Origin of the sequence: Cupriavidus sp. IDO, assembly GCF_000812465.1 — a bacterium.
Classification (GTDB): domain Bacteria; phylum Pseudomonadota; class Gammaproteobacteria; order Burkholderiales; family Burkholderiaceae; genus Cupriavidus.
The window spans coordinates 20,498-37,318 of sequence record NZ_JWMA01000122.1; the positions used below are offsets into that span (position 1 = coordinate 20,498).

15 protein-coding genes are annotated in these 16,821 nt (G+C 65.8%); 5 read left to right on the forward strand and 10 right to left on the reverse strand.

Translation table 11 applies throughout. The features are described 5' to 3' along the window. Positions 1-27: 27 nt before the first annotated feature. From RM96_RS27715 to RM96_RS27725, 3 genes are read right to left on the reverse strand one after another with little or no spacing between them, the layout of a single operon-like run. On the reverse strand, positions 28-873 hold the full coding sequence (locus tag RM96_RS27715) for an enoyl-CoA hydratase/isomerase family protein (RefSeq protein WP_039014945.1): 846 nt from the start codon (positions 871-873) through the stop codon (positions 28-30). Between the two features lie 15 nt (positions 874-888). Continuing rightward, positions 889-2,049 (reverse strand): acyl-CoA dehydrogenase family protein, encoded by a 1,161-nt coding sequence (locus RM96_RS27720; RefSeq protein ID WP_039014946.1) that lies wholly within the window; start codon positions 2,047-2,049, stop codon positions 889-891. Positions 2,050-2,105: 56 nt separating this feature from the next. Beyond that, entirely contained in the window at positions 2,106-3,725 is a 1,620-nt protein-coding gene (locus tag RM96_RS27725; protein WP_039014947.1) for an acyl-CoA carboxylase subunit beta, read from the reverse strand. A 157-nt stretch (positions 3,726-3,882) separates the two neighbouring features. Here RM96_RS27725 and RM96_RS27730 point away from each other — a divergent pair, with 157 nt between their 5' ends. Continuing rightward, on the forward strand, positions 3,883-4,629 hold the full coding sequence (locus RM96_RS27730) for an IclR family transcriptional regulator (protein WP_039014948.1): 747 nt from the start codon (positions 3,883-3,885) through the stop codon (positions 4,627-4,629). Here RM96_RS27730 and RM96_RS27735 read toward each other — a convergent pair whose 3' ends face one another. From RM96_RS27735 to RM96_RS40285, 6 genes are all read right to left on the reverse strand, one after another. Next, on the reverse strand, positions 4,630-5,325 hold the full coding sequence (locus tag RM96_RS27735) for an RraA family protein (RefSeq protein WP_193752532.1): 696 nt from the start codon (positions 5,323-5,325) through the stop codon (positions 4,630-4,632). Positions 5,326-5,447: 122 nt separating this feature from the next. Beyond that, on the reverse strand, positions 5,448-5,954 hold the full coding sequence (locus tag RM96_RS27740; RefSeq protein WP_039014949.1) for a hypothetical protein: 507 nt from the start codon (positions 5,952-5,954) through the stop codon (positions 5,448-5,450). A gap of 243 nt (positions 5,955-6,197) precedes the next feature. Continuing rightward, entirely contained in the window at positions 6,198-6,890 is a 693-nt protein-coding gene (locus tag RM96_RS36465; RefSeq protein WP_052279779.1) for an Hpt domain-containing protein, read from the reverse strand. A 21-nt stretch (positions 6,891-6,911) separates the two neighbouring features. Continuing rightward, a complete protein-coding gene (locus RM96_RS27750; protein WP_039014950.1) occupies positions 6,912-7,535 on the reverse strand; it encodes a response regulator transcription factor in 624 nt (207 codons plus the stop codon). A 176-nt stretch (positions 7,536-7,711) separates the two neighbouring features. Continuing rightward, the gene (locus tag RM96_RS27755) at positions 7,712-9,076 is read right to left on the reverse strand and encodes a response regulator (protein WP_039014951.1); all 1,365 of its coding nucleotides are present in this window, start codon (positions 9,074-9,076) and stop codon (positions 7,712-7,714) included. Next, complete coding sequence (locus RM96_RS40285) at positions 9,037-9,549, reverse strand: hypothetical protein (RefSeq protein WP_238587440.1); 513 nt, start codon at positions 9,547-9,549, stop codon at positions 9,037-9,039. Before RM96_RS40285 ends, RM96_RS27755 begins: the two co-directional genes overlap by 40 nt. A gap of 394 nt (positions 9,550-9,943) precedes the next feature. Here RM96_RS40285 and RM96_RS27765 point away from each other — a divergent pair, with 394 nt between their 5' ends. Next, entirely contained in the window at positions 9,944-11,908 is a 1,965-nt protein-coding gene (locus tag RM96_RS27765) for an ATP-binding protein (protein WP_238587441.1), read from the forward strand. A 20-nt stretch (positions 11,909-11,928) separates the two neighbouring features. On the opposite strand, the gene RM96_RS27770 is transcribed toward RM96_RS27765, so the two are convergent. Then, positions 11,929-12,402 (reverse strand): Lrp/AsnC family transcriptional regulator, encoded by a 474-nt coding sequence (locus tag RM96_RS27770; protein WP_039014953.1) that lies wholly within the window; start codon positions 12,400-12,402, stop codon positions 11,929-11,931. 309 nt (positions 12,403-12,711) lie between these two features. On the opposite strand from RM96_RS27770, the gene hppD reads away from it, so the two are divergent. The 3 genes from hppD (at position 12,712) to RM96_RS27785 (ending at position 16,643) form a co-directional block, all read left to right on the forward strand. Next, a complete protein-coding gene (hppD, locus tag RM96_RS27775; RefSeq protein ID WP_039014954.1) occupies positions 12,712-13,791 on the forward strand; it encodes a 4-hydroxyphenylpyruvate dioxygenase in 1,080 nt (359 codons plus the stop codon). 139 nt (positions 13,792-13,930) lie between these two features. Beyond that, positions 13,931-15,316, forward strand: coding sequence for an amino acid permease (locus RM96_RS27780; RefSeq protein ID WP_039014955.1), 1,386 nt, complete (start codon positions 13,931-13,933; stop codon positions 15,314-15,316). A gap of 130 nt (positions 15,317-15,446) precedes the next feature. Beyond that, positions 15,447-16,643 carry an amino acid aminotransferase gene (locus tag RM96_RS27785; RefSeq protein WP_039014956.1) on the forward strand — a complete coding sequence of 399 codons (1,197 nt, stop codon included), beginning with the start codon at positions 15,447-15,449 and terminating at the stop codon, positions 16,641-16,643. Positions 16,644-16,821: the final 178 nt, after the last annotated feature.

The following is a 16,821-nucleotide window of genomic DNA, read 5'->3' on the forward strand; positions in this document are numbered from 1 at the left end:
ATCTCTTGGAATTGGCCGACGGAACGATCACCCGGCCGACTGCGCGGCACGCACGGCGTCGGCATCGAAACGGACGGTCCATGCCGAATCGCGCTTCTCGCGGAACGCGGCCACGCCTTCTGCGCCCTCGCGGCGCATGCATTGCGCGAACAGGCGCGAGGCTTCGTCGAGTAGCGGGCCGACCGGCTCCTGCCCGCAGCGGCCAACCAGCGTCTTGAACACGCGGTTGGCGTTCGGGCCGCACTTGCCGATGCGCGTCAGCCACTCGGCGATCAGGGCGTCCAGCTCGGCGCTGTCATCCGCAAGCTGGTCGACCAGGCCGATGGCCATCGCCGCGTCACCGCTGACCCGCTCGCCGGTCAGGCCAAGGCGGCGCGTGGCAACCGCGCCGAGGCGCTGCACCACGAACGGTGCGATCTGCGCGGCGATAATGCCCAGCGTGGTTTCCGACAGCGCAAAGCGCGCGTCGCGCGTGGCCAGCACGATGTCGGCCGCGCAGGCCAGGCCCATGCCGCCGCCCATCGCCGCGCCCTCGACAGCGGCTATCACGGGCACCGGCAGCATGCTCAGGCGCTGCATGAAATAGCCGAACTGGCGGTTGCGCGTGGCGACCGGGTCTTCCTGGCTGGCGTCGGCATCGAGCCGGGCCTGGAAGTTGCCCACGTTGCCGCCCGCGCAGAAGATGCCGCCGGCACCGCGCAGCACCAGCGCGCGGATGCCGGGATCAGATTCGGCCTGTCCCACCGCGGCGGCCAGTGCAGCCACGACTTCGGGCGCCAGCGCGTTGCGGGTGGCGGGAATATTGAGGGTGGCGAACAGCACGCCGCTGGCGCGGCGCACGATCACGGCTTCGGTATGAGCGCTCTCGGTCATGGCAAGCCCGCTCCCTCAGCCGCGCGACATCAGGCCCATCTGCTTGGCGATCACGCCGAGCATGACTTCGTCGGCACCGCCGCCGATCGAACCGAGGCGGAAGTCGCGGTACGCGCGCGACGCGTGGTTGTCCCACGTGTAGCCCATGCCGCCCTGGAACTGCATGCACCAGTCGGCCACCTCGCGCGACAGTCGGCCCGCCTTGAGCTTGGCCATCGACGCCAGCTCGACCACATCGCCGCCGTTGATGTAGGTCCGCGTCGCCATGTAGACCAGCGCGCGCAGCGCTTCCATCTCGGTCTTCAGCTCGGCCAGCTTGAACTGGATGAACTGGTTGTCCAGCAGCGGCTTGCCGAAGGCGATGCGCTGGCGCAGGTAGTCGGCAGTCTCTTCGATCAGCGCGTTGCAGGCCAGCCGCCGCGCCGCGCCGTTCAGGCGCTCTTCCTGGAACTGCTTCATCTGGTAGATAAAGCCCATGCCTTCCTCGCCGATACGGTTGCGCACCGGCACGCGCACTTCGTCGAAGAAGATCTGCGCGGTGTCGGAGCACCACATGCCGAACTTCCTGATCTTCTGCACTTCGACGCCGCGCACGCGCTTGCCGTCTTCCTTGAGCGGCACCACGATCAGCGACTTGTTCTTGTGCACGGGGCCGTCCGAGGTGTTGCACAGCAGGCAGATCCAGTCGGACTGGGTGCCGTTGGTGATCCACATCTTGGAGCCGCTGATGACGTAGTCGTCGCCATCGCGCACAGCGCGGGTCTTGAGCGAGGCCACGTCGGAGCCGGCGCCGGCTTCCGATACGCCGATCGAGCAAACCATGTCGCCGGCGATGGCCGGGGCCAGGTAGTTGCGCTTGAGTTCGTCCGAGCCGAATGCGGTCAGCGCCGGGGTGGCCATGTCGGTCTGCACGCCCACGCCCATGCCCACGCCCTGCGCGTGCGCATAGCCGAGCGCCTCGGCAGCGGCAACTGCGTAGGAGAAATCGAGCCCCATGCCGCCGTATTCGACCGGCTTGGTGATGCCCAGGAAGCCGAGGTTGCCCATTTTCTTGAACAGCGCGTGCGCGGGGAAGATCTCGGCGGCTTCCCATTCATCGACGAAGGGATCGATTTCCGCCGAGACGAAGCGGCGGATGCTGTCCATGATGTTGCGGTGGTCTTCGGTGTACAACATGCTGGTCTCCTGAAATTCTTGTTCGTTTCGGTATGTACGGACGGCGCCGGCAGCGCTCAGAAGCGCCCGACGCCAAACTGGATGGCATGCGGCTTGCACTGGCTGGCCTCGCGCGCGGTGGCCAGCACGAAGGCCAGCACGGCGCGGGTGTCACGCGGGTCGATCACGCCGTCGTCCAGCAGCAGGCCGCTGGTGATGAAGGCGCTGGCCTGGCGTTCGAAGTTGGCGACGATCTCCGCGGTCTGGCTGGCAAGCTGCGCCTCGTCGACCGGCTTGCCCTTGCGTTCGGCCTGCTGGCGCGCCACGATCTCCAGCGTCATCGCGGCCTGCTCGCCGCCCATCACGGCGGTGCGCGCATTGGGCCACGAGAAGCAGAAACGCGGGCGGAAGCCCCGTCCGCACATGCCGAAGTTGCCGGCGCCGAACGAAGCGCCGCAATACAGCGTGATCTGCGGCACGGTCGAGTTCGACAACGCCTGGATCATCTTGGAACCGTGCTTGATCATGCCGGCCTCTTCGGACGCTCGGCCCACGATAAAGCCCGTGGTATTCTGCAGGAACACGATCGGCGTGTCCGACTGGTTGCACAGCTGGATGAACTGCGCGGCCTTGGCGGCGCCCGCAGGATCGATGGGGCCGTTGTTGGTGATGAATCCGACCGTATTGCCTTCGATGCGCGCATGGCCGCACACGGTGCCGGGGCCGTAGTCAGGCTTGAATGGCAGCCAGGCCGAGTCATCCACGATGCGCGCGATGACCTCGCGCATATCGACGGGACGCTTCATGTCGAGCGTCATCACGCCGTCGAGTTCCGCAGCATCCAGGCGCGGCGGGCGGGCCGGCCGGGCCGGCGGCGGCGCGACCTTCGGCCAGTCCAGGCTGGCGACGATATCGCGCGCGGTGGCAATGGCGTGTTCGTCGTCCTCGGCGAGGTATTCGGCCAGGCCGCTGACCGTGGCGTGCAGGTCGGCACCGCCCAGTTCCTCGTCGGTGGCGATTTCGCCGGTGGCGGCCTTGAGCAGCGGCGGGCCGGCCAGGAAGGCGCGGGCACGCTGGCGCACCATCACCACGTAATCGGACAGGCCCGGCATGTAGGCGCCGCCCGCCGTCGACGAGCCATGCACAACCGTGATCACCGGCAGGCCGGCCGCCGACAGGCGCGCCAGGTTGTAGAAGAGCGCGCCGCCGCGGACGAACTTGTCCACGCGGTACTTGCGCAGGTTGGCGCCGGCCGATTCCACCAGGTGGATGAACGGCAGCCGGTTTTCCAGCGCGATCTCCTGGCAGCGCATCAGCTTCATGTTGCCGGCCTCGGTCATGGCGCCGGCATCGATGCCGGAATCGGTGGCCAGCACCATGCAGCGCACGCCGCAGACAAAGCCGATGCCCGCGACCAGCGAGCCGCCAGGAACGGAAGTCTCGTGGTTCGGGTCATCCATGCCGAAGCCGGCGAGCGAGGCGATTGGCAGGAACGGCGCGCCGGCGTCCAGCAGGCGGCCGATGCGCTCGCGCGGCAGCAACGCCCCGCGCCTGGCAAAGGCGGGCCGGGCGCGCTCGGAGGCGGCCACGGCACGCTGCTCCAGGCCATGCAGGCGGTCGATCAGGGCCTGCATGCCGGCGCGCTGGCTGGCGAAGGCTTCGGAAGACGGGTCAATGCGTGAATCGATGGGAATCATGGCGCGTGCTCTGGGTTCCGGGATGGGGATGGATTGCAAACCACGGCGGCGCGCGGGACAACCGTAATCACGCAGTTTGTGCATAATGTGCACAACATCGAGCCACAGGACGCTATGCGGCGCATTTGCGGCCCGAAGCGCCCCCCACACGCTATCCATGCCCACCAAGCCTTCCACGCCCGGCGGCGTACAGAGCCTGTCGCGCGCCTTCGCCCTGCTCCGGCTGCTGGCCGAACACCATGACGCGGGGCTGACCCTGCCGGAACTCGCGGCGAAGGCGGATATCGACCGCACCACCGCGCATCGGATGGCGCGCTTCCTGGAATCGGCGGGCTACATCGAGCGCGAATCGGCCGGCAAGCGCTATCACCTGGGCACGGCCGCGATGGCACTCGGCCTGCGCGCGATGAACCGGCCGCCGCCCAACAGCGTGCTGGTGACCAAGATGAAGGCGCTGGCGCGGCTCACCGGCGATGCCGTCTTCCTGATCGTGCGCATCGGCGATCACGGGCATTGCCTGCATACCGAGGAAGGGAGCCACCGCATCAAGTCCTTCCACATGCTGACCGGCACCTCGCGCCTGCTGGGCCAGGGCACGGGAAGCATGGCGCTGCTGGCGCAGATGGACAACGAGGCCGTACGCGCACACTTCGAGCGGCACCGCGCCGAGTACGAGGCCGGCGGCCTGAGCCTGCTCAAGCTGCTGCGCGGCGTCGAGCGCAGCCGCAAGCTCGGCTACGCGCTGGCGGGCGCGGAGGGCGTGGCCGGCGTGGGCTACGCGCTGCCGCTGGCCATGGGCGCGGAGGCGGCGATCAGCATCGTGTCGACCGCGTCACGCATGTCGGTGGCGCGGCGGCACGAGATGGGCGGGATCATCGGCGCGATGTTCGCGGACGGACGCTAGTCAGCGCATCGCCCGCTGCTGATAGGCGAACGTGGCGCCAAGGATCTCGTCGATGCCGACCAGCTGGCCGACGGTACCGCCCGCGCGCAGCTTGTCCTGCAGGAGGTGTTCGGTCTCCAGCAGTTGTTCGGCCTTGTGCAGGATTTCCTCGCAGCGCGCAAGCGGCACCACCACCACGCCGTTTTCATCGCCGACGACGATATCGCCAGGACTGACGGCAACGCCCGCGCATTGCATCGGCACGTTCACTTCGCCATAGCCGGCGATCGCCGCCACATTCGGCACGATGCCGCGGCATACCACCGGAAACTTCAGTCGCCGGATCTCCGTGACATCCCGGCAGGCGCCGTCGACAACGGCGGCAACCACGCCGCGGTTCATGGCCGAGAGCGTCATGTTCTCGCCCCAGAACGCGGTGCTGGCCGAGGTATGGCCGTCGATCACGATCACGTCGCCCGGCTCGCAGACGTCGATGGCCTTGAACGGCGCGGCGAGATCGGAAGCCAGGGTCCTGGCCGTGACAGCCGGGCCCGCGAACGACACCGGCTCGAAGATCGGCCGCATCTCCACCGACATGGCGCCAAAGCGGCCCATGCAGTCGGAAAGCGCGCAGGTGACCGAGTCATACTGTTCGAGGAGGCCCCGATACGCCTCCATCACTTCCTTGTCGGGACGTTGTACGGTGGGAATCAACATGATGGCCCCCTTTGACCGCCGCAGCAGGGCGGTCCTGCCATCCAGCATAGGCAAATCCCGAAGCTGCCGCCGGGGCTGGCCGGCGCCATTGTCAATGCAGGCCTGAAGATGTCTGACGCTGCTCAGGGCAGGCGTGCCAGCATCCGATCGCGCAGCGTCGGCGGCAGTTTCAGGTGACCCTTGCCGTCGGTGGCGGCGGGGTCATAGACCAGCGTGTCGCCATCCCAGCTCAGCCGGACGGGGCCGGTGCTCGCGTAGGTACGCTCCGCCAGCAAGGCGCCGCGTCCCGTGCTGTAGAGCCTGAGCAGCACCTTGTCTTGACGCAGATAGCAATATTCCGCGGCGTAGCGCGCGGCAGCGCCGCTTGCCGGCACGCGCCGGCAATTGTGGGCCCCTGCCCGCTCCCAGGCACCGCTTGTGTAGACGATGACTGTCCAGATGCCGAGCAGCGCAAGGATGCGCCAGGTCGCCACCCATGCCAGCTGTTGCGCCCGTTCCACGCGGCCGGTCTTGACGGCCATGACCAGGTAGACAGCGCGTGCGATGACCAGCAGCAGCGCCAGCACCGCCACGCCGGCAAGGTGAAAATAGAAGGCCGACTCCGGCATGACCGCCATTGCCTGGCTCATGACCGCCCCCCTAATCCCGGCGCAAATACCGGATATTCTTCTGTCCCGGCCCGGCAATGCTGCTGCTAACCGGCACGAATACCATCTCGAAGCTCAGGAATCCCGATTGATGACGGTTGGGGATAAATCGGAATGACTCATTTATCATTCTCCTTGATGCCGATTTTCCCGACAGACCCAGATTAATGCGGGGCGAGGGATTTGCCAACCGGGTTTATTACCCTATTCGCGGCATTTTCGTTGTCACGCCGGCAGATTTCCCTTGAGCAGGGCGTACAGGTTTTCCGTGGCGGGTATGAATATCCGCAGCAGCGCCGTCACGATGCGCCGGTCCTCACCGCGCGCTGCCGTCTCCAGCCGCTGGGCCAGCGCGCGATAGGACCGGCAATCGATGAAATGCGCTGACGACTTGAGCCGGTGAGCCACTGCCCGGATGGTTCCCACGTCGTCCCCCGCGGCACGCAGTGCTGCCAGGTCGGATTCGGTCGAGGCAACCAGTGCTCGGATCAGTTCTTCGGCAAAGCTCTTGTCACCGAGGGTCTGCTGACCGATGGCGGCGGCAATGCCGCTCGCCTCGCGCACCGATATCGCCAGGTAGCCGTTTCGGGCAAGCAGTTCAAGCAGCGCCATCTCCAGGTCCGCATCCGTGCAGATGGCATCGAAACCGGCTGCATCCCCCGCTGCCGCCCCGTGCGTAACCCGAATGCAGGCAGCTCCGGCCTTGCGTGCTGTCTCGAGCGGCGCACGCAGGTCATCGGCCACGCCATCCGCGACAAGCAGCAGCCGGGCCTGCTCGCCGCGGCGTTGCAGCGCGGCCCTGGCCTCGCCGGTGGTGCTGACGCGATGGACGGCAAAGCCCAGACTGGCGGTCAGCTTTTCAAGAAATCCGGTGCCTGCCTGGTCTTCTTCGCGGACAAGCAAAATAGCGTCGTTCATGAATTACCTGCTGCGAAGCAATTAGCCGATCGCAATATGATGGCGCCTGGCAAAATCGATCACGTCGACAATCGATTTGGCACCGAGCTTTTCCATGATGCGTGTCTTGTGCGTGCTGACGGTCTTGTTCGAGATAAACAGGACTTCACCGATGTCCTTGTTCGACATCCCTTTTGCCAGCATCTGCAGGATGATCAGTTCCTTGTCGGAAAGACGGTGCAGCCTGGCCGCCTCGCCCTGCTCTCCCGCCTTGGCCGGGTCGATGAGCGGCATGACCGAATAGCCCGCAAGCACGGATTCCACGCAGCGCACGATTTCCGACAACTCCTGCGTCTTGCTGACAAAGCCTTGCGCGCCGGCGTGCCTGGCGCGCGGGGCAAAAGTATTCTGGTCCTGCCCGGAGATCACCAGTATCCGCACCGACGGCTGGATCGCCCGGAGCCGGGGGATCACATCGAGTCCGTTGATCTTCGGAATGTCGATATCGAGGATGACGACATCGGGTGCATATTGCCGGACGATTTCAATGGCAGCCTGTCCGTTGTCGGCTTCGAGAATATGGGTTACGCCCAGCACCTGCGACAGGTGCGTTTTGAGTACCACCCGCACTGGTGGGTGATCATCGACAATCAGGATTGTGGCCACAGCACCTCCATCGCAAATTCCCTTCTGGCTGCCGGATTACGGGTAAGTTGTCCCATCAGCCGCATGCATTGTGCTCAGCATTTGTCCGCAATAACTCCGGAAATTTCCGAACGGCATTAAGACTTTTCCCGAAGTTCCTCAATATCGGCGCGGCAGCGTCACATGGATTCGCCGGCTTACCTGGCCCAGCGTTCGATGCACTGGCGCAGTGCATCCATTTGCACGGGCTTGGTCAGATAGGCATTCATCCCGGCCCGGACGCAGCGCCCGGCCACGTCATCGTCCGTGGCGCCGGTCAGGGCCACGATCGGCACGGCGGCGTTGCCGCACTCGGTGGCCGGGCGGATATGGCCGGCCAGCTCGAATCCGTCCATGCCGGGCATCTGGCAGTCGGTGAACACCAGGTCATAGCGCCGCTGCTTCAGCAACTCGAGCGCCTCGTCGCCGTCCGCCGCAATTGTGCATTGCAGTCCGAGCAGCTCCAGCTGGCGTTGCATGATGACCTGGAAAGGCAGGTAGTCTTCCACCACCAGTATGGTTTTGGTCGAGGCCGCGCCGGGCGGCTCCGGGCGGGCCTCGCCTGTGCCGCCCGCCGCACCGGCCGCCTGCAGGCAAGCGGCTCTCAATGCCCGCCACCAGACCGGGCCCGAGCGCAGGACGATGCCATCGCCACCGTCGTGACCGGTGCGGCTCCTGCTCTCCAGCACGATGGTCGGTAGCGCCGGCAACAGGCCCGTGCCGGACGCATCGGCAAACTGGAAATCGGCTTGCTGCCCGCTATCGGCCGGCCAGACCGAGATACCCAGCGCGCCAAGGTACTCGCGAATCAGGCAGGCATCGTCACTGTCGCCAATCGCGTCCATGCGCGCGCACAACCCTGTCAGCGCCGATGGCTCCGGCGCGCGCCGTGCGACCGCCAGCGTGATCCGCATGGTCGCCACGGTGCCGGTGCCCGGCTTGCCCTGCACCGTGAGCTCGCCACCCATCAGCCGCGTCAGCCGCGCGCACAGGGCCAGGCCAAGGCCGCTGGCACCCGAAGTCGCCGCGAGGACAGACTCGGCACGGCCGGCGAGTGTGGCAGTGGCATCCTTCTGGCCGGCCGAGATGCCGACCCCGCTATCGGCCACGCTGATCTCGAGATGCTGGAAGTCGTCCCTGTCGGCCACCAGCTTCAGCCGGACGTCGATCGTCCCGCTGGCCGTGCACCTGACCGCATTGCCGATCAGATTGAGCAGTACGCGCCTGAACCGGTTCGGATCGATGACCAGCTCGGAGGCGATGCGGGCGTCCAGCCAGGCTGCCAGCTTCAGTCCCTTGGCGGCAACCGACGGCGCATGGACCTGCAGCACGTCGTCCAGCAGCGCCCGCGGGTCCACCGGCAACGACTGCAGGACAGCGTGGCCCGCGTCGAGCCGCGTGTAGTCGAACACGCCAGCGACGATATCGACGACCAGCTTCGCCGAGTTGCTGGCGATTTCGAGTTCCTCGGCCTGTTCCGGAGTCAGCGGGGTGGTGCGGAGGATCTCCAGGGCACCCAGCACTGTTGCAAGCGGCGTGCGGGTTTCGTGCGCAACGGCGCTCTGGAACAGGGAGATCTCCCTGCTGCTGTCTTCGACCGCCAGCGGGCCTCCGCAAGCACCTCGGACTGCAGGTGCTCTTCCGAGACGTCCGCCCAGTAGCCAGTCCAGCGCAACCGGCCCGGGCCATTCGGCTGCGGCGCCGCCACCACCACGCGCAGCCATGCCAACCCACCCTCGGCCGGCACCCGGATATCCACGCTTGCGCCCGCCCCGGTCCTGGCTGACTCCTGCAGCACCTGAGCCAGCTTCGGCGCGTCTTCGTGATCCTCGCAAAAATGGCCGCCGGCCAGCATCTCCAGGAAACGCTCCGCGGTCCATGACCGGAAACTGCCGGCCCCGCCAGAAAAATAAGAGAACCAGTAACGATTGGCGGCGGGTTCGGCACACAGCTCGAACGGCGCCACCGGCAAGACCCTGGCGAATTCATCGAGCATGCGCCGCGCCTCGTCCCCAGGGCCCGGCATGTCAGCCAATGCAACAACCATGCGGTGCGCGTCCTTTCGCACTCCGGGAAGAGTGCAGCTTGAGGCTGCCCGAATCGTCTGGCTACCTCGATCCAGCGTTTCCGTGATCCTCAATCATAGCGCCGGCGACCTGAGAAAGTCGCTTTCGAGAATCCCGCCAGAGCGCGTGCCCCCGTCCTCCCCGACCCATGGCCTGCGCCGTCATTGCGCTAACGCAAACCGCACCGGCGATTCGGAAATTTCCACACTGACGCTCGGATTCTTCCCAAGAAAACGCGCCGCCTGCCCCCCTAGAGTCGGGAAGGACAGGCATCGGCTGCAGCATGCACCCACCGGTGCCGTCGCCTGACGCTCAACCGGAAACATGCCGCACAGTCTTTCCTCGCCCCCGGCACTCCCTTTTCCTTCCACCGACCTGGCCCTGGTCGCGGGCGTGCTGCCGTCGGCAAGCTCCCCGTCGGCGGTAACAGCCTGGGCACAGAACACGTACTGGCTGCCAATGCTGGCCGTTGCGCTGCTCACCGTGGCCACCCTGTTCCTGCTGTGGATCGTGGCACTGCGCCGTGAAGTCAGGCAACGCAAGGCCGCCGAAGCCGCGCTGAGGGACGAGATCGCGTTCAAGGCAGCACTGCTGGACGGTATCCCGCAGCCGGTCTACGTGCGCGACGCGGCGCTGCGGCTGATGGCCTGCAACCGGCGCTACGAGGAACTGATCGGCACCAGCCGCGAAACGCTGCGCGGGATGCCGCTCGAGGCTGTCGGACACCTCCGCACCGTGGTCACGGACATGCCCGAGCTGTCGAGCGACTACCGCAAGGTGATCGCCTCGGGCGTCGCGCTCAGCAAGGATCGCTGTGTCCAGATACAAGGTGCCAAGCGTCATGTGCTGAACTCGGTGTCACCATTGCAGGCTGCCGATGGCGCCGTCAAGGGACTGGTCGGCAGCTGGGTGGACCTCACCGAGCGCCACGAGATGCTGGCTGAACTTGGCCGCGCCAAGGAGCACGCCGAAGCCGCCAATCGCGCCAAGTCGACCTTCCTCGCCTCGGTCAGCCATGAGATCCGCACGCCGATGAATGCCATCACCGGGATGCTGGAACTGACCCTGACGCAGTCGCAGTCGCACCTGTCGCCGGAGGACCGGCTGCAGCTCATCACCGCGCACAAGTCGGCCCTCGCGCTGCTGGCGCTGATCGACGACATCCTGGACCTTTCCAAGCTGGAGGCCGGCAAGTTCCGCATCCACCCGGTCGCAGCCTCGCTGCCCGCGCTGGTCGAAGAAGTCCGGCTCATGTTCGGCCCGGTAGCGGCGCAGAAGCATCTGTCGCTGACGAGCGTGGTGCACCCCGGCGTCGGCCCGGCGCACATGGTCGACTCGCTGCGCTTCCGGCAGATACTGGCCAATCTGGTCTCGAACGCGGTCCGGTTCACCGACAGCGGCAGTATTGTTGTCGAGCTTTCCGCGCTACCCGCCCGGGACGGCGAGCAGGCAATCACCGTGACGGTAGCCGACACCGGCATCGGCGTTCCGCGAGACGCGCAGGCGCGCCTGTTCGAGCCGTTCGAGCAACTACACGGCCAGTCGCGGCCGCACTCCGGCGGCACCGGGCTCGGTCTTGCCATCTGCCGCAGGCTGGCTGCGGCGATGGGCGGCGAACTCCGCCTGACGAGCGAGGCCGGGCATGGCACGCGCGTGCAGCTCACGCTCGCCCTCGGGACCGCGGCGGCACCCGCGCCGGAGCCCGATGCGCCGGCGCCCCGGCGCGCGGTGGCGTGCCCGCAGGCGGCCAGGAGAATCCTGGTGGTGGACGACCATGCGCCGAACCGGCTGCTGCTGCAAAAGCAGCTCGAGCGGCTCGGCCACCACGTCGTGACTGCGACCGATGGCAGCGATGCCCTGGCCAGGCTGGCTCAGGGCACCTTCGATCTGATCGTCTGCGACTGCGCGATGCCGGTCATGAATGGCCTGGAGTTCACGCGCAAGGTCCGCGAGCGCGGCGATGCGGTTTCCCGCGTGCCGATCGTCGGCTGCACCGCCAGCGCGCTGCATGAGGACCACGAGCAGGCGCTGGATGCGGGCATGAATACCGTGCTGGTCAAGCCGGTGGGACTCGACGCCCTGTCGGCCGCCTTGCAGGCATTGGACGAGCCAGCAGGAGCATCGCGACGCGTGCCAATGGTCTTGCTCCATGCGCAGCCTGCGCCCTGCCGAGGCAGCGTTGACCAGGAACCTTCTGCGACGCCGGCAGGCAAGCCGGACCGCTCATGGTGCGATATCTGCCGTGCCATGAACGTCCAGTGCGACCAGCTTGACAACGACCCGTCGTAAGCCTGGCAAGCGCGCGAACCTCAGCTCTCCAGCGGCACCGCGCTCGTGCACTTGATCTCGTCCAGGCAGACGCTCGACTTCACGCCGCTCACGCCCGGGATGCGCATCAGCGTGTCGAGCAGGAAGTCAGACAATGACTTCAGGTCCCTGGCCACCACCTTCAGCACGTAATCGATATCGCCGGTCACGGAGAAGCATTCCTGGATCTGCGCCAGCTCGGCAACGAGGCTCTTGAAGTTGGACAGGTCGCGGATATGGCCGCGCTCCATCGTCACGTGGATAAAGGCAATCACCCCAAAACCGAGGCTGGCGGCGTCCAGCCGTGCCTCATAGCGCTTGATGATGCCCGACTCCTCCAGGCGGCGGTGACGCCGCAGCGTTTGTGCCGGAGAGAGCGCAATGGCCTCAGCCAGTTCCAGGTTCGAAGCGCGGCCCTGCTCCTGCAAGACGCCCAACAGGCGGCGATCTGTACGGTCCAGCTCGGTAGCTTGCACTTTAATTTCCTCTCATATGAATTCAACACAATCCGATTTCATAATCTAGGGTTTCCCTGCGTCGCTTACGAAATCCAATTTTGCCGGCCAGAATATACACTCCTTCCCAAGCTGGCAACGGCGACCGGGAGCCCGAAGGGCATTTCCGGCGGCCTTGCCGGTGCGGCGGGCGGCAGGATGACTGAATCGCCACCGCAATAATATTTCCCGGCCGCAAGGCCGGTGCAGCAGGCGCCGCCTCCCCCGAAGCGGCACTCCTGCAGGCAGACAAGATCGAATCCTCTACACCTCCCCCCAGTGAGACACACCATGGCCGACCTGTTTGACAACCCGATGCAGCTGATGGGCTTCGAATTCGTGGAATTCGCCTCGCCCACCCCCAATGTGCTGGAGCCCCTGTTCGAAAAGATGGGCTTCTCGCTGGTGGCGCGTCACCGCTCGAAGGACGTGGTGCTGTACCGCCAGGGCGAGGTCAACTTCATCGTCAACCGCGAGCCGAACAGCCCGGCGGCGTACTTTGCGGCCGAGCACGGCCCGAGCGCCTGCGGCATGGCATTCCGCGTGAAGGATTCGCACAAGGCCTACGCCCGCGCGCTGGAACTGGGCGCGCAGCCGGTGGAAATCGCCACCGGCCCGATGGAGCTGCGCCTGCCGGCGATCAAGGGCATCGGCGGCGCGCCGCTGTACCTGATCGACCGCTTCGAGGAAGGCAAGTCGATCTATGACATCGACTTCGAGTTCATCGAAGGTGTGGACCGCCACCCGGTCGGCCACGGCCTGAAGCTGATCGACCACCTGACGCACAACGTCTACCGTGGCCGCATGGCCTACTGGGCCAACTTCTACGAAAAGCTGTTCAACTTCCGCGAGATCCGCTACTTCGACATCCAGGGCGAGTACACCGGCCTGACCTCGAAGGCGATGACCGCACCGGACGGCAAGATCCGCATACCGCTGAACGAGGAATCGTCCAAGGGCGCCGGCCAGATCGAAGAATTCCTGATGGCCTTCAACGGCGAAGGCATCCAGCACATCGCCTTCCTGACGGACAACCTGATCGAAGTCATCGACAACCTGCAGCTGGCTGGCGTCGAGCTGATGACCGCGCCCAACGACTACTACTACGAAGCGCTGAACACCCGCCTGCCCGGCCACGGCCAGCCGGTGGACCAGCTCAAGGCCCGCGGCATCCTGCTCGACGGCACCACCGAGGGCGGCAAGCCGCGCCTGCTGCTGCAGATCTTCTCCAAGACCGTGCTCGGCCCGGTGTTCTTCGAGTTCATCCAGCGCCGTGGCGACGAAGGCTTCGGCGAAGGCAACTTCAAGGCGCTGTTCGAATCGCTCGAGCGCGACCAGATCGCGCGCGGCGCACTGAAGGTCGAAGCCTGACCGGCTCCTGACCGTCAATCCGTCGCCTGGCGCGCAGCACCCTGCGCGCCAGGCGGTGTCATCGCGGCACCAAGCGTCCCCCCAACCGATCGAGAGACGCGGGCCGGCATTCCATGAGAATGGGTAGAGGAAACAAGCAATGGATTCAAGCAGCAACGACGGCACGCTCAAGCGTGGCCTGAAGAACCGGCATATCCAGCTGATCGCCCTTGGCGGCGCGATCGGCACCGGGCTTTTCCTGGGCATTGCCCAGACCATCAAGATGGCCGGCCCCTCGGTCCTGCTCGGTTACGCGCTTGCCGGCATCGTGGCGTTCTTCATCATGCGCCAGCTCGGCGAGATGGTGGTGGATGAGCCCGTGGCCGGCTCGTTCAGCTACTTCGCCAACAAGTATTGCGGCCACTTCGCCGGCTTCATGTCGGGCTGGAACTACTGGGTGCTGTACATCCTGGTGAGCATGGCCGAGCTGTCGGCGGTGGGCATCTACGTCCAGTACTGGTGGCCCGAGATCCCGACCTGGATCTCCGCGCTGGCCTTCTTTCTGATCATCAACGCCATCAACCTGTCGAGCGTGAAGTCGTTCGGCGAGATGGAGTTCTGGTTTTCCATCATCAAGGTGGCGGCCATCATCGGCATGATCGGCTTTGGCGGCTACCTGCTGGTGTCCGGCAATGCCGGCCCGCAGGCCAGCATCACCAACCTGTGGCAGCACGGCGGCTTCTTCCCCAATGGCCTCGGTGGCCTGGTGATGGCCATGGCGGTGATCATGTTCTCGTTCGGCGGCCTGGAGCTGGTGGGCATTACCGCGGCCGAAGCGGACTCGCCTGAAAAGACCATCCCCAAGGCGACCAACCAGGTCATCTACCGCATCCTGATTTTCTACGTGGGCGCGCTGGCGGTGCTGCTGTCGCTGTACCCGTGGGAGAACGTGGTCACCGGCGGCAGCCCGTTCGTGCTGATCTTCCACGCGCTGAACAGCAACTGGGTAGCCAACGTACTGAACGTGGTGGTGCTGACGGCGGCGCTGTCGGTCTATAACAGCGGCGTGTATTGCAACAGCCGCATGCTGTTCGGCCTGGCCCAGCAAGGCAACGCACCGAAGTCGCTGTTGAAGGTGAACAAGCGCGGCATTCCGCTGGTGGCCCTGGGCGTGTCCGCCCTGGCGACCGCCGCCTGCGTGGTAATCAACTACTTCATGCCCGGCAAGGCCTTCGAGCTCCTGATGGGCCTGGTGGTGTCGGCCCTGATCATCAACTGGGCGATGATCAGCATCATCCACCTGAAGTTCCGCGCCGATAAGCGCAAGGCACGCCAGGAAACCCGTTTCAAGAGCTTCGGCTACCCGCTCACGAATTATCTGTGCCTGGTGTTCCTGGCCGGCATCCTGGTCGTGATGTACATGACCGATGGCCTGCGCATCTCGGTGTACCTGATCCCGGTGTGGCTGGCCGTGCTGGGTATCAGCTACCGCCTGCGGCAGAAGAAAGCCGCGCCTGCCCTGCAAGGCAGCCCTTCGGTACAGTAACTACAGTCGTAACCGCCGGCCGCGCCGGCGCCATCGCGCGCCGCCGGTTACACTTCAGTCTGAGCGCCACGGCAATGCTGCCAGACCGGCGCTTTGCAGCCCCCATCCGTCTGAGAATCGAGTGAATCCCATGTTTGCACACATCGAAGCCTTCCCTGGCGATCCGATCCTGTCGCTCAACGAGAGCTTCCAGCAGGACCCCCGCACCAACAAGGTCAACCTGAGCATCGGCATCTACTTTGACGATGACGGCCGCCTGCCGGTGATGGAAGCCGTGGCGAAGGCCGAAGCCTCGCTGCTGGCGGACATGGGGCCGCGTCCCTACCTGCCGATGTCGGGCCTGGTGGCTTACCGCAACGCGGTGCAGGCGCTGGTATTTGGCGAAGATTCCCCGGCGCGCGCCGAAGGCCGCGTTGCCACGCTGCAGACGCTGGGCGGCTCGGGCGCGCTGCGCGTCGGCGCCGATTTCCTCAAGCGCTACTACCCTGAAGCGCAGGTGTGGATCAGCGACCCCAGCTGGGAAAACCACCGCGTGGTGTTCGAGCGCGCCGGCTTCACGGTCAACACCTACCCGTACTACGACGAGGCCACCGGCGGCCTGAAGTTCGACGCCATGATGGACGCGCTGCGCGTCATCCCCAAGCGCAGTATCGTCCTGCTGCACGCCTGCTGCCACAACCCGACCGGCGTTGACCTGGACAAGGACCAGTGGCGCAGGCTGATCGCCCTGCTCAAGGCCAACGAACTGCTGCCCTTCGTCGACATGGCCTACCAGGGCTTCGGCGCCGGGCTGGAAGACGACGCGTTCGCCGTGCGCGAACTGGTCGCCCAGGGCGTGCCGTTCCTGGTCGCCAACTCGTTCTCGAAGAATTTCTCGCTGTACGGCGAGCGCTGCGGCGGCCTGAGCGTGGTCTGCAACAACGCCACCGAAGCCGCCAACGTGCTGGGCCAGCTGACCGGCGCGGTGCGCGCCAACTACAGCAACCCGCCCACGCATGGCGCGCGCGTGGTGGCCAAGGTGCTGACCACGCCCGAACTGCGCACCCTGTGGGAGAGCGAGCTGGCCGCGATGTGCGCGCGTATCGCCCGCATGCGCGAAGCCATTCACCACAACCTGCGCGATCACGTCAGCGGCGAAGCGCTCTCGCGCTACCTGACGCAGCGCGGCATGTTCACCTACACCGGCCTGTCGGCCGACCAGGCCGAACGCCTGCGCGAAGAGCACGGCGTGTACCTGCTGCGCTCGGGCCGCATGTGCGTGGCCGGCCTGAACGAGCGCAATGTGCCGGTGGTGGCGAAGGCCATTGCCGCCGTGCTGGCCAGGTAAGCTGCGCTCAGCCGCTCAGGCTGCAGCTTCCAAAAAGGGGGGGCTTCGCTGGATCGCGGGTGGGGGTTCTTGGATGCGTGGCTGTGTCGCCGGCGTAGCCGGCGACTCCCTTTTTGACTGCGCCAAAAAGGAAGCAAAAAGCGCCTTCTTGCCCGCCGGGCGGGAGTCTTATCGTAGT